Origin of the sequence: Alsobacter ponti, from assembly GCF_024294805.1 — a bacterium.
In the GTDB taxonomy this organism is placed as follows: Bacteria; Pseudomonadota; Alphaproteobacteria; order Rhizobiales; family Beijerinckiaceae; genus Alsobacter; species Alsobacter ponti.
Map to the genome: position 1 here is coordinate 54,366 of NZ_JANCLU010000012.1, position 13,624 is coordinate 67,989.

The 13,624-nt window shown below is 71.4% G+C and carries 10 protein-coding genes; 9 read left to right on the forward strand and 1 reads right to left on the reverse strand.

Annotation, left to right across the window (positions count from 1 at the left end; translation table 11 throughout):
- Window positions 1–171 precede the first annotated feature (171 nt).
- The 5 genes from NK718_RS13240 (at window position 172) to NK718_RS13260 (ending at window position 6,992) form a co-directional block, all read left to right on the forward strand.
- On the forward strand, window positions 172–2,592 hold the full coding sequence (locus NK718_RS13240; RefSeq protein ID WP_254743057.1) for a penicillin-binding protein 1A: 2,421 nt from the start codon (window positions 172–174) through the stop codon (window positions 2,590–2,592).
- 629 nt (window positions 2,593–3,221) lie between these two features.
- Window positions 3,222–4,391, forward strand: coding sequence for a hypothetical protein (locus tag NK718_RS13245; RefSeq protein WP_254743060.1), 1,170 nt, complete (start codon window positions 3,222–3,224; stop codon window positions 4,389–4,391).
- A complete protein-coding gene (locus NK718_RS13250; protein WP_254743063.1) occupies window positions 4,384–4,779 on the forward strand; it encodes a phage holin family protein in 396 nt (131 codons plus the stop codon). Before NK718_RS13245 ends, NK718_RS13250 begins: the two co-directional genes overlap by 8 nt.
- Window positions 4,776–5,987 carry a DUF3618 domain-containing protein gene (locus NK718_RS13255; RefSeq protein ID WP_254743066.1) on the forward strand — a complete coding sequence of 404 codons (1,212 nt, stop codon included), beginning with the start codon at window positions 4,776–4,778 and terminating at the stop codon, window positions 5,985–5,987. Before NK718_RS13250 ends, NK718_RS13255 begins: the two co-directional genes overlap by 4 nt.
- A 189-nt stretch (window positions 5,988–6,176) precedes the next feature.
- Window positions 6,177–6,992, forward strand: coding sequence for a DUF1194 domain-containing protein (locus NK718_RS13260; RefSeq protein WP_254743070.1), 816 nt, complete (start codon window positions 6,177–6,179; stop codon window positions 6,990–6,992).
- Between the two features lie 4 nt (window positions 6,993–6,996).
- Here NK718_RS13260 and NK718_RS13265 read toward each other — a convergent pair whose 3' ends face one another.
- Window positions 6,997–8,694, reverse strand: coding sequence for a SulP family inorganic anion transporter (locus NK718_RS13265; protein ID WP_254743073.1), 1,698 nt, complete (start codon window positions 8,692–8,694; stop codon window positions 6,997–6,999).
- Between the two features lie 164 nt (window positions 8,695–8,858).
- On the opposite strand from NK718_RS13265, the gene NK718_RS13270 reads away from it, so the two are divergent.
- From NK718_RS13270 to NK718_RS13285, 4 genes are all read left to right on the forward strand, one after another.
- Window positions 8,859–9,830 carry a quinone oxidoreductase family protein gene (locus NK718_RS13270; RefSeq protein WP_254743075.1) on the forward strand — a complete coding sequence of 324 codons (972 nt, stop codon included), beginning with the start codon at window positions 8,859–8,861 and terminating at the stop codon, window positions 9,828–9,830.
- Window positions 9,831–10,000: 170 nt separating this feature from the next.
- Complete coding sequence (locus tag NK718_RS13275; protein WP_254743078.1) at window positions 10,001–11,557, forward strand: ABC transporter ATP-binding protein; 1,557 nt, start codon at window positions 10,001–10,003, stop codon at window positions 11,555–11,557.
- Window positions 11,547–12,614, forward strand: a complete 1,068-nt coding sequence (locus NK718_RS13280) for an ABC transporter permease (RefSeq protein ID WP_254743081.1) — start codon at window positions 11,547–11,549, stop codon at window positions 12,612–12,614. The genes NK718_RS13275 and NK718_RS13280 overlap by 11 nt, the downstream gene beginning before the upstream one ends.
- 2 nt (window positions 12,615–12,616) lie before the next feature.
- Window positions 12,617–13,534: an ABC transporter permease gene (locus NK718_RS13285; RefSeq protein ID WP_254743084.1), complete on the forward strand. Its 918-nt coding sequence runs from the start codon at window positions 12,617–12,619 to the stop codon at window positions 13,532–13,534.
- Window positions 13,535–13,624: the final 90 nt, after the last annotated feature.

Consider the following 13,624-nt stretch of genomic DNA (forward strand, 5'->3'; position numbering starts at 1 on the left):
CCGCGCGTAGCGCCGCCTCCGCAAGAGTTGTATTGCCGGCGGCTCCGGAGTGGTAGATTAAGGCCCGTCATCCGCGTCGCGCGCCGCCGCGGGGACGAGCCGCCTGTCGGGCCGGCGCGCGAGCGACCGGCGCGAGCGACCCCTGATGCTGAAGCGACGGCCCGGATCCCGATGCGTTACGTTCTGCGACTGATCGGCTTTCTGTTCACCGCGGGAGCGATCGTCTTCCTCGTCGGCGCGGCCGGCATGGCGTTCCTGCTGTGGAAATACTCGCAGGACCTGCCCGACTATTCGCAGCTCGCCACGCACGAGCCGTCGGTGATGACGCGCGTCCATGCCGGCGACGGCAGCCTGCTCGCCGAGTACGCGCGCGAGCGCCGCCTGTTCACGCCGATCCAGGCCGTGCCGAAGATGGTGGTCGCCGCCTTCCTCTCGGCCGAGGACAAGAATTTCTACAAGCACCCGGGCGTCGACATCGAGGGCATCGGCCGCGCCGCCGTCTATTATCTGCGCCGCGAGAAGGGCCAGCGCCCGCAGGGCGCCTCCACCATCACGCAGCAGGTCGCCAAGAACTTCCTGCTCTCCAACGAGCAGACCTTCGACCGCAAGATCAAGGAGCTGCTGCTCGCGCTGCGGATCGAGAACACCTACACCAAGGACAAGATCCTCGAGCTGTACCTCAACGAGATCTATCTCGGGCTCGGCAATTACGGCGTCGCCGCCGCTTCGCTCAACTATTTCGGCAAATCGGTCCACGAGCTGACCATCGCCGAGGCGGCCTACCTCGCCGCCCTGCCCAAGGCGCCGAACAACTACCACCCGTACCGCTTCCGCGAGGCGGCCACCGCGCGGCGCAACTACGTCATCGACCGCATGGTCGAGAACGGCTACGTGTCGCGCGAGGACGGGGAGGCGGCGCGCAAGGAGCCGCTTAACGTCAACCCGCGCTCGCTGTCGCCCAACACCTTCGCCGCCGGCTTCTTCGCCGAGGAGGTGCGCCGCGAGCTGGCCGACCGCTACGGCGAGAAGAAGCTGTACGAGGGCGGCCTGTCCGTCCGCACCACGCTCGATCCCAAGATGCAGCTGATGGCGCGCAAGGCGCTGACCGACGGCCTGGTGCGCTACGACGAGGCGCATGGCTGGCGCGGCGCCATCCAGCGGCTCGAGTCGTCGTCGCGCGAATGGGGCGAGGCGCTGGCCGAGGTGCCGACGCTGGGCGACGTCCAGCCCTGGCGGCTCGGCGTCGTGCTGGACGTCAACGGCGACGTGGCGCGCGTCGGGCTGCAGCCCCGCCGCGAGCCGTCGGGGGCCGTCGAGCGCGCCCGCGAGATCGGCACGATCAACAATGACGGCGCCAAGTGGACGCGCAAGCCGGTGCGGCAGGTGCTGTCGCCCGGCGACGTGATCTATGTCGAGCCGGAGGGCTCGGGCGCGACGTTGCGCCTGCGCCAGATGCCCGAGATTTCGGGCGCGATCGTCGCCATGGACCCGTATACCGGCCGCGTGCTGGCCATGGTCGGCGGCTTCTCCTTCGACCAGTCGAAGTTCAACCGCGCCACCCAGGCGCTGCGCCAGCCGGGCTCCTCGTTCAAGCCGTTCGTCTACGCCACGGCGCTCGACAACGGCTACACGCCGTCGAGCGTGGTTCTCGACGCGCCGATCGAGATCGACGCCGGCGCGGGGCAGGAGATCTGGCGGCCCGACAACTACGACGGCAAGTTCGCCGGCCCGCGCACGCTGCGCTACGGGATCGAGCACTCCAAGAACCTGATGACGGTGCGCCTCGCGCAGGATGTCGGCATGCCGCTCATCGCCGAGTACGCGCGCCGCTTCGGCGTCTACGACGACTTGCCGCCGCTGCTCTCCATGTCGCTGGGCGCGGGCGAGACGACCGTGCTGCGCATGACCACCGCCTATTCGATGTTCGTGAACGGCGGCAAGCGCATCAAGTCGACGCTGATCGACCGCATCCAGGACCGCTGGGGCCAGACGATCTACCGCCACGACGAGCGCCAGTGCGTGGGCTGCGACGCCGAAAAGTTCAGCGGCCAGAACGAGCCGCGCCTCGTCGACCGGCGCGAGCAGGTGCTGGACCCGCTGACCGCCTACCAGATCACCTCGATGCTGGAAGGCGTGGTGCAACGCGGCACGGCGACCGTGGTGAAGGAAGTCGGCAAGCCGCTGGCCGGCAAGACCGGCACCACCAACGACGCCAAGGACGTGTGGTTCGTCGGCTTCTCGCCGGACCTCGCCGTCGGCGTCTACATGGGCTACGACAAGCCGCGCTCGCTCGGCAATTCGGCGACGGCCGGCCAGTACGCCGCCCCGATCTTCCGCGACTTCATGAAGGTCGCGCTGGCCGACAAGCCGGCCACGCCGTTCCGCGTGCCGCCCGGCATCAAGCTCATCCGCGTCGCCAGCGGCACCGGCATGCGCGCCGGCCCGGGCGAGAACTCGATCCTGGAAGCCTTCAAGCCCGGCACCGGTCCGCCCGAGACCTTCTCAGTCATCGGCGACACGGGTGGACGACCGTTCAGCCTGTCGCCGGAGATGGACCGGGCCGTGGGCTCGGGCACCGGCGGGCTCTACTGACGCCAGACATCTAACGCGAAAGCCCGGCCCCTCGGCCGGGCTTTTTGCTTGGCGGCCGGGCGTCGAGACGGGCGAAGTCGTGGCGGAAGTGGACCGGTCCGGCTGGCCCGGTTCGTGGCGCAAGCGTCGTTCCGCAGCGCAAGCGTCTTTCGTTAGCGCGGGCCTCCGGCCCGCCCGTTCCCGGACCGGTGGAGCGACAGCGGAACCGGAGCCGGGACCCAGCGCAATATGTCGCGCGTCAGCGCGCCACTATGGGCCGTCTCCATGAAGCGCCGCTTCGCGGCAGCATCCATGCGCTGGACCCCGGATGCCCCTCCGCTGACGCTGCGGGGCTCCGGGGACGGGCGGACTGGCGTCCGCCCTTTAGGGTTCGGGAGACGGGCGGACGGGGCCCGCCCTTTGGGTTCGGGAGACGGGCGAACGAAGGTCCGCCCTAGGTTGCGGCGGCACGTCCGCCGTCCCTTGCGTCGGCGTTTTTCCCCCTCATGACCGCCGGAACAGAAGCCCTCGCCATCTCGTTGATGGGCGAACGGGCCGCTTGAGCCCTGTCCAGCAGCGAGAGTGAGAACGCCATGGAAAGCGGAAAGAATCCGGGCTCCTCCAGCCCCGGTTCGGAGGGGCGGTCCGGCATGCCGGGTGGTCCCACGCCCAAGCGAATTGACGCGCCGACCGCCGTGTCGGGCGACGAGAACATCACCGACACCGCGCGCCGCGCCGCCTCGCAGGCGGCGTCCAGCGCATCCGAGATGGCCGGCGACCTGGCCGACCGGGCGCGCACGGCCGCGGGCGAGGCCGTGTCCGGCCTGCGCGAGCGGGCCGAGGATCTCGTCGGGAGCCAGAAGAGCCGCAGCGCCGATTATCTCCAGGCCTTCTCCCGCGCCGCCGACGCGGCGGCGGGCGAGCTGCGCGACACGTCTCCCTACATGGCCAACCAGATCGGCACCATGGCGCGCAGCGTCGACGACCTGGCCCGCAACGTCCGAGACCGGAGTGTTGGCGACATGATGCGCCGTCTGAACGAGTTCGCCCGCCGCGAACCGACCGCCTTCGTGGCGGGGTCGGTCGTCGCCGGCTTCTTCCTCTCGCGGCTGCTGAAGGCCTCGGCCGAGCGGCAGGGCGCCTACCAGGGCGGCCGCCAGGCCTCCAGCGGCTCCGGCATGGGGCGCGGCTCGTCCGGCGGTCGTCCCATGGGCGGCCAGGGCGGCGGCCAGCGCGCCGGCATGAGCGGCGGCGGTGGTTCCGGCATGAGCGGAGGCGGTCGTCCCGGCATGAGCGGAGGCGGTCGTCCGGGGATGAGCGGTTCGTCCGGCATGTCGTCCGGCGGTTCGCGTCCGGGCATGGGCGGTTCGTCCGGCTCGTCGCGGCCCGGGATGGGCGGCTCGTCGTCCGGCATGGGCGGTTCGTCCTCCGGCGGTTCGTCCTCCGGGATGGGCGGCTCGGCTGGCGGCGGTTCGTCCGCGAGCCCCGGCGGCTCGTCCGCGAACCGGCCGGGCTCCGGCGCGGGATCCGCGGGCTCCGGCTCCGGGGCTTCGGGCGCATCCACGCAGGGCAGCTCGGGAACCGGCGGCTCGCCGAACCGGTCGAGCGAGCCGGGCGGCGCGTCCCGGTCTCCCGGCGGCGGTTCTTCCGGCGGAACTCCCAACACGTCCTCGAGCCCCGGCTCGATCTCCGGCGCGGGGCTGCAGGGGCAGACCGGCCAGCCCGGCCAGGCCTCCAACCAGACGGGCGCGTCCGTGAACCCGGGCGGCCCCAAGGGCGGTCCGGCCGGCGGCAGCGGAGGGGGAAGCCGCAATGTCTGACGAACGGACAGGCCAATCGCTTCCCGACCTGTTCGCCGACGTCCTGAGCCAGGTCACCAACCTGTTCAGGACGGAAGTCAGGCTCGCCAAGGCGGAGATGAGCGAGAAGATCGGCGACCTCGTGTCGTCGGCGGGCATGATCATCGCCGGCGCGGTGCTGCTGATCGCGGCGGGCATCCTGTTCCTGCAAGGGATCGTGCTGCTCCTCGTGTGGTTCGGCATGCCCGAGGTCTGGGCGACGTTCGCCGTGGCGGTGGTGGTCGGGATCGTCGGTTACATCGTCGTGCGTAAGGGCCTCTCGAACCTCTCGGTCGAGCAGCTGACCCCCGAGCGCACGATCCATTCCCTCAATCGAGACGCCGCAGTGGCGAAGGAGCAGGTTCAATGAGCAACGGCGATACGTCGTCCGGCCGGTCGTCGCGTGACATCGAGCGCGAAGCCGAGGCGAACCGGGCGCAACTGTCGGAAACCCTGGAGGAGCTGCGCGAGCGCCTGTCGCCGGGCCAGCTTCTCGACGAGCTGCTATCCGGCTCGCGCACCAACGTGGCCGGGTTCGTCGAGAACCTGGGCGCGTCGATCCGCGACAACCCGATGCCGACCGTGCTGATCGGCGCCGGCCTCGCCATGATGGCGATGGGCGGTGCGCAGGCGGCGAGCCGGGGCCTCTCCGACGACGAGTGGGAGCGGCGCGGCCGGCCGAGCCACGGCGGCTATAGCCGCGAGGACGAGGAGCGGTTCGGGCGCGGCCATGAGGACGAGGACTCGCTGACCTCGCGCGTCGGCGACGCCGCGAGCCAGGCCGGCGACTACGCCAGCGACATGGCCCGCTCCGCCCGCGACACGGCGAGCGGCCTCGTCTCCAGCGCCAGCGACACGGCAAGCTCCGCCGTCCGCTCCGTGCGCGACAGCGTCGGCTCCGTCGCCGAGACGGTGCGCGAGTATATTCCCGGCATGGGCTCGTCGTCGTCGTCGTCGTCGTCGCGGTCCGGGTCGCGCGGCTATGTCGCCGGCGGGCGCGGCGGCTATCGGGCGTCGTCGGGCTATGGCGGCGGCCTGATCGACGACATGCGCAACAACCTGACGCGGCTCGCCCACGAGCAGCCGCTGATGGTGGCGGCCGTCGGCCTCGCCATCGGCGCGGGCATCGGCGCGGCGCTGCCGCGCACGCGCGTCGAGAATCGCTGGGTCGGCGACACGGCGGACCAGCTGAAGGACGCGGCGACGGAAGCCGCCGCGCAGGGCTACGAGCGCGCCAAGGACGTCGTGAGCCGCACGGCCCACGACATCCAGGAAGAAGCGCGCCAGCAGGGCCTGACGCCCGACCGGCTGGCCGACACGGCCCGCCACGCGGCGGAGGACATGACCGACCGCGTCAAGGCCGTCGCCGAGAAGGCGCGCACCAGCGTCACCGACGGCGCGCGTGAGGTGGCGCAGAGCGCCGGCCTCACCGGCGAGGCGGGCCCGGCGGGCAAGCCTTCCGATAGGAAGCCCGGCGAGTCGAAGCCGGGAGACTCCAAGCCCGCCGAAGCCAGGCCGGCGACGCCGCTGCCCGGCGGCTCGCCCGGCGTGCCGGGCGCGGGAACGCGGCGGGTCTGACCCGCTCTTCGGTCGATCGACGGCCCGGCGCGAGCGGGGCCGTCGCCTGGCGGACTGATTGGGCGTGCGCCTTGCGAAGGCGCGCGCCCTTCCGCGTCCGGACTTGCCCGCGGGATCTCGCGCGCACGGTCTTGTGATTGCACGGCCGCGTCAGGTGCCTCAGTCTGCGTGTTCGCGACGGAGGTCCCCATGCTCGCGTTCCGCTCTCCCGCGCAAGCGGCGCTCCGCGCGCTCGCCGCGCCGTTTGCCGCCGCGCTGCTCCTGGCCGCGCCGCCCGCCGCCGCCGGCCAGCCCGTCGACGTGGCGCTGGTGCTGGCGGTCGACATCTCCAACTCGATGGACCCCGAGGAGCAGGCGCTGCAGCGCGAGGGCTTCGTGCAGGCTTTCCGCGACCCGCAGGTCCACCAGGCCATCCGCAACGGCATGATCGGCCGCGTCGCGGTCACCTATGTCGAGTGGGCGGCGTCGTCGATCCAGTACGTCGTCGTGCCGTGGACGGTGATGGAAGGCGGCGAGGGCGCCATGGAGTTCGCGGCCAAGCTGGCCCAGGGCGCGCCGCATCGCGGCCCGCGCACTTCGATCTCGGGGGCGATCGACACCGGCATGCGCCTGCTGCGCGACGGCGACTACGAGGCGATTCGCAGCGTCATCGACATTTCCGGCGACGGCGCCAACAACCAGGGGCGGCCGGTGACGCAGGCGCGCGACGAGGCGCTGGCGCAAGGCGTCGTCATCAACGGCCTGCCGATCATGCTCAACCGGGGCGGGGCGGGCCCGTGGGACACCGCCTTCCTCGACGAATATTACCGCGACTGCGTCATCGGCGGGCCGGGCGCGTTCATGGAGCCGGTGCGCACGCGCGAGCAGTTCGCCGTCGCCATCCGCAACAAGATCGTGCGCGAGGTGGCGGGGCTCGCCGAGCCCGCGCCGCTGCTGCGCCGCGCGCAGGCGTCGCGGCCGGCGACCAATTGCACGGCGACCGAGACGCCGTGGTTCCGCAACTGACCTGTCAGGCGACGGCCTCGGCCGGCCGGGCGGCGTCGACGGCGTAGGCGACGAGCGGCGGCTTCAGCCCGTGCTCGAACAGCACGCGGCGCACGCCGGCCGGCGCGCCGGCGATGGTGACGGCCGTGCCCGAGCGCGCCGCCTTGCGCACGAAGCTCGCCAGCGACTCCGCCCCCGTCGAGTCGACGAACGGCACGCCCGACATGTCGATCACGAAGTCCTTCGGCATCTGGCCGATGCGCTCCAGCACGGCCGACACCTCGTGCGCCGCCCCGAAGAAGAAGGGGCCGCTGATGCGGTAGACGACGCGCTCGTCGCCCGCGACGCCCTTGTAGTCGCCGCGGCTGTCGACGCTGTCGGCCTGGTCCTCGTCGAACAGGCGCTGGTGCGTCTGCACCTCGACCAGCTCGGCCATGCGGTGCATGAACACCATCGCGCCCAGCACCACGCCGACGGCGATGCCCTCGGTGAGGTCGCGGAACACGGTCAGCAGGAAGGTGGCGAGCAGCACGGCGGAATCGCCGCGCGAGCGGCGCAGGATGGCGGCGAACTCCGCCTTCTCGGCCATGTTCCACGACACCACGGCGAGCACGGCGGCGAGCGCGGCGAGCGGGATATAGGCCGCGAGCGGCGCGGCGACGAGCATCAGCAGCAGCAGCACGAGCGAGTGCAGGATGCCGGCCACCGGGCCGCGCGCGCCGGCGCGCACGTTGGTGGCGGTGCGCGCGATGGTGCCGGTGGCGCACACGCCGCCGACCAGCGCCGAGCCGATATTGGCCACGCCCTGCGCCACCAGCTCGCAATTGGAGCGGTGGCGGCGGCCCGTCATGCCGTCCGCGACGACCGCCGACAGCAGCGACTCGATGCCGCCGAGCAGCGCCATGGCGAGCGCGTCCGGAAGCACGGCGCCGAACTTCTCCAGCGAGAAGGTGGGCAGGGTGGGCATCGGCAGCGTGCTCGGGATGCCGCCGTAGCGCGTGCCGATGGTCTCCACCGGCAGGCCGGCGCGCGACAGCGCCAGCGACAGCAGCGCGGCGACGAAGATGGCGACGAGGAAGCCCGGCCAGTGCGGCCGCAGCTTGCGCAGCACCAGGATGACGGCGAGCGAGGCGGCGGTGACGAGGAGCGCGCCCGGCGCCACCGTGTCGCGCGCCGCCCACAGCGCCTCCAGCTTGGGGATGAAGGCGGCCGGCTCGCGCCCGGCCAGCCGCAGGCCGAACAGGTCGCTGAGCTGGCTGGCGAAGATGATGACGGCGATGCCGCTGGTGAAGCCCACCGTCACCGGGTGGGGAATGTACTTGATGTAGGTGCCGAGCCTCAGGAAGCCGACGGCCATCAGCACCGCGCCCATGATCAGCGTGGCGAGCGCGAAGCCGTCGAGCCCGTGCCGCTCGATCACCGACGCGACCAGCACGATGAACGCGCCGGCCGGCCCGCCGATCTGGAAGCGGCTGCCGCCCAGCGCCGAGATGATGATGCCGCCGACGATGGCGGTGAACAGGCCCCGGTCCGGCGACATGCCGCTCGCCTTGGCGATCGCCATCGAGAGCGGCAGCGCCACCATCGCGACGGTGACGCCGGCGATGGCGTCGGCGCGCAGCGCGGCGGCCCCGTAACCCTCCCTCAGCACCGTGACGAGCTTGGGCGTGAACAGTTCGGCGAAGGTGGGTTCCGTGCGCCGGCGAGGGAGCGACTCGGTCATGAAAGCAGGCCTGAAGGCGGATGCGCGGAATCTAGGGAGCCGTGCGCGATAATACAAGAAATAATTGTATAATTTTTGTTCCCACCGTCATGCGCGCCATGCCGGTTGCCGCGCCCGCGCGGGCTTCTAGAATGCCCCGGATTCCCAGCGAAGGGGCGAGAGACATGGTCAAGGGCATCCGCGTTCACAAGGTGGGAGGGCCGGACGCCCTCGTCTACGAGGATTTCGAGCTGCCGCCGCCTGGCCCCGGCCAGATCCGCGTCAAGACGCGCGCCATCGGCCTCAACTTCATCGAGGTCTACCAGCGCACCGGCCTGTACGCCTCGCCGACGCCCTTCACCCCGGGCGGCGAGACGGCCGGCGACGTCATCGCCGTCGGCCCCGGCGTCACCGGCTTCCGCAAGGGCGACCGCGTGGCCACCGCCGCCGGCATGGGCGCCTACGCCGAGGAGCGCAACATCGCGGCCGAGCTGACCGTCAAGCTGCCCGAGTCGATTTCTTACGAGACCGCCGCGGCGATGATGCTCAAGGGCCTCACCGCGCAGTACCTGCTGCGCCAGACGTTCAAGGTGAAGGCCGGCGACACCATCCTGTTCCACGCCGCAGCCGGCGGCGTCGGGCTCATCGCCTGCCAGTGGGCCAAGCACCTCGGCGCGACGGTGATCGGCACGGTGGGCGACAAGGACAAGGCGCGCCTCGCCAAGCGCAACGGCTGCGACCACGTCATCCTCTACCGCGAGGAGGACTGGGTGAAGCGCGTCGCCGAGATCACCGGCGGCAAGAAGTGCGACGTGGTCTATGACGGCGTCGGCAAAGCGACCTTCCCGGGTTCGCTCGATTGCCTGCGCCCGCGCGGGATGTTCGTCACCTTCGGCAACGCGTCGGGGCCGATCGAGGGGTTCAGCCCGCTGCTCTTGTCGCAGAAGGGCTCGCTGTTCATGACGCGCCCGACGCTGGCCGGCTACGCGAGCGACCGCAAGAGCCTCGCCGCCATGGCGCGAGACCTGTTCGCGGTGGTGGCGTCCGGCGCGGTGAAGATCAAGGTCGGCCAGAAGATGAAGCTGAAGGACGCCGCCGAGGCTCACCGTCAACTGGAGAGCCGCGCCACCACGGGCGCGACCGTGCTGCTTCCGTGAGCAACTGCACGCAATTTGCGAGCGTTTAAGCCGAAACTCTGCGCTTTGGCGAGCGATGGAATTGCGACATCATCGCGGCGCGCGGAATGTTTCGCGCGATGTGGTGCGCCGAACGCGCCCTAGGCCGAAAACGGCCGGGGCGGGACCGGGGCAGGCGAGGGGACCGCATCATGACAAGGGAAGAGGCCGGCGGATCGCCGGCCGGCGACGCGCCGCTGGTGGCGCTGCGCGGCATCGTCAAGCGCTTCGGCGACCTGACGGCGAACGACCATGTCGACCTGGACGTCCGTCCGGGCGAGATCCACGCGTTGCTGGGCGAGAACGGCGCGGGCAAGTCGACGCTGGTGAAGATCCTGTTCGGGCTGCTGCAGCCCAACGAGGGCGAGATTATCTGGCAGGGCCGCCGCGTCACGCTGGACAACCCGGAAGACGCCGCCGACCTCGGCATCGGCATGGTGTTCCAGCATTTCTCGCTGTTCGAGAATTTGACGGTGGCGGAGAACATCGCCGTCGCCCTGCCGCGCGGCGAAAGCCTGCGCGATCTCGACAAGCGCATCGCCGAGGTCGGCGCGCGCTACGGCCTGGCGCTCGACCCGGGCCGGCCGGTGTGGACGCTCTCCGCCGGCGAGCGCCAGCGCATCGAGATCGTCCGCGCGCTGCTGCGCGAGCCGCGCCTGCTGATCCTCGACGAGCCGACATCCGTGCTGACGCCGCAGGAGGCGGACACGCTGTTCGTGACGCTGGACAGGCTGGCGGCGGGCGGCTGCGGCCTGCTCTACATCACCCACCGGCTGGAGGAGGTGAAGCGCCTGTGCCAGCGCGCCACCGTGATGCGCGCCGGCAAGGTGGTGGCGGCGTGCGACCCGCGCGTCGAGAGCGTGTCGCGGCTGGCGAGCCTGATGGTCGGCAGCGAGGTAGTGGAGGTGCGGCCCGCGCCGGCGCACGCCGCCGGGCCGGTGCGCTTCGAGCTGCGCGACCTGTCGCTGGCGCCGACCGAGGCGCACGGCATTCCGCTCGCCGGCGTGTCGCTCGCCGTGCGCGGCGGCGAGATCGTCGGCATCGCGGGCGTCGCGGGCAACGGCCAGTCCGAGCTGTTCGCGGCCATGTCGGGCGAGGTCGAGGCCGAAACCCAGGAGGCGGTGCGCATCGACGGCCAGCCGGTCGGGCGGATGGGCATCGACCGGCGACGGCGGCGCAACGCGGCCTTCGTGCCGGAGGAGCGCAACGGCCACGCCGCCGCGCCGCGCTTCACGCTGTCGGAGAACATCGTGCTCTCGCTGCACGCCACCAGCGGCGTGGCGCGGCGCGGGCTCGTCAACGGCGCGATGGCCCGCCAGCTCGCCGCCGCCGTGATCAAGGCGTTCGACGTGCGCAAGGGCGGCGCGGACCCGATGGCGGGCACGCTGTCGGGCGGCAACCTCCAGAAATTCGTGGTCGGCCGCGAGATCCTGCGCGAGCCCGGCGTGCTGGTCGTCAACCAGCCGACCTGGGGGGTGGACGCCGGCGCGGCGGCCACCATCCGCCAGGCGCTGATCGACCTCGCGGCGCGCGGCGCGGCGGTGGTCGTCATCAGCCAGGACCTCGACGAAATCTTCGCCATCGCGGACCGCATCGCCGTCATCCACGACGGAAGGCTGTCGGCCGCCCATCCCGCCCGCGAGATCGGGCGCGAGCAGATCGGGCTCCTGATGGCCGGTAGCGGGGAAGGACACGCGCATGCGGCTTGAACTCGTGCCGCGCCGGGACGTGCCGGCGGCGGCGCGCATCCTCGCGCCCGTGGCGGCGCTGGTCGCCTCCATCCTGATCGGCGGCGTCGTGATCGCGCTGATGGGCCGCTCGCCCGCCGCCGCGCTCGACGTCTACTTCATCCAGCCGCTGACGGAGGGCTGGGCCCTGCAGGAGATCGCCGTCAAGGCGACGCCGCTGCTGCTCATCGCCATCGGCCTGTCGTTCTGCTTCCGCGCCAATTTGTGGAACATCGGCGCCGAGGGCCAGTTCGTCATGGGCGCGCTGGTCGGAAGCATCCTGCCGCTCGTCACCGCCGGCACGGACGCCGGGCCGTGGGTGCTGCCGGCGGCGCTGCTGATGGGCGCGCTGGGCGGGCTGCTCTACGCCTTGATCCCGGCGCTGCTGCGGGTCGCCTTCGGCGTCAGCGAAATCCTGACCAGCCTGATGCTGGTCTATGTCGCCGACCTGACGCTCGACTATCTGGTGCGCGGGCCGTGGCGCGACCCCAAAGGCTTCAACTTCCCGCAGACGGTGAACTTCGACGCCATGCTGCCCTATTTGGCCGAGGGCGGCCGGCTCCACGCCGGGCTGCTGTTCGGCCCCATCGCGGTGCTGGTCGCGTGGTTCGTCGTGCAGCGCACGCTGTTCGGCTTCGGGGTGAGGGTATCGGGCGAGTCGCCCAAGGCGGCGCGCTTCGCCGGCTTCAACCCGGACCGGCTGGTGGTCGCTGCGTTCTGCATCTCCGGCGCGATGGCCGGGCTCGCCGGCATCGTCGAGGTCACCGGGCAGATCGGCCAGCTCAAGCCCGGCATCTCGGTGGGCTACGGCTTCACCGCCATCACGGTGGCGTTCCTCGGCCGGCTGCACCCCGTCGGCATGCTCTTCGGCGCGCTGGTGGTGGCGCTCACCGTCATCGGCGGGGAGAGCGCGCAGATCGCGCTGAAGCTGCCGCTCGACCTGACGCGAACCTTCCAGGGGATCCTGCTGATGTGCGTATTGGCTGCCGACGCGCTGGTCTCCTACCGCGTGCGCGTCGTGACGACGGCGAGGGCCTGAGCATGGGCGTCACCGAGGCCATCCTCCTCACCGTCATCACCGCCGCGACGCCGCTGCTGATCGCCGCCCTCGGCGAGCTCGTGGTCGAGAAGGCCGGCGTGCTCAACCTCGGCATCGAGGGCATGATGGCGGTCGGCGCCGCCTGCGGCTTCGCGGCGGCGACGCTGTCGGGCTCCTCGCTGGTCGGCGTCGGCGCGGCGGTGCTCGCGGGCCTCGCGCTGTCGGCCGTGTTCGCCCTGCTGGTGCTGGGGCTCGCCACCAATCAGGTCGCCTCCGGGCTTGCCCTCACCATCATGGGGCTCGGCCTGTCGGGGCTGATCGGCGCGGGCTTCGTGGGCACCAACCGCGACGCCATCCCGCCCGTCTACATTCCCGGCCTCACCGACCTGCCGGGCGTCGGGCGGCTGCTGTTCGGGGAGAGCCCGTTCGTCTACGTGTCGCTGGCGCTGGCGCTCGGCATCTTGTGGTTCCTCGGCCGAAGCCGGGCCGGCCTGACGCTGCGCTCGATCGGCGAGAACCACGTCTCGGGCCACGCGCTCGGCCTGCCGGTGCTGCGCGTGCGGCTTTACGCCATCCTGTTCGGCGGGGCCTGCGCCGGGCTGGCGGGGGCCTATCTGTCGCTCGTCTACACGCCGTTCTGGTCGCCCGGCATGACGGCCGGCCGCGGCTGGATCGCGCTGGCGCTGGTGGTGTTCGCCTCGTGGAAGCCGCTGCGCGTGCTGTTCGGCGCCTATCTGTTCGGCGGCGCGACGGTGCTGCAGCTGCATTTGCAGGCAGCCTCGATCGGCTTTCCCTCGCAGGCGCTCTCCGCCTTTCCCTACGTGGCGACCATCCTGGCGCTGGTGGTGATGTCGGTGGGCGAGCGCAAGGCGACCGGCGCTCCGGGCTCGCTGGGCGCGCCCTTCGTGCCGGACCGCTAGGCTAGCACGCAAAATGCATGTGAAAACAAACCGCTGGGGTAAAACGCCGATTTCGCGGCGGAACCGGATGAACTAGATTTCGCGGCAAGG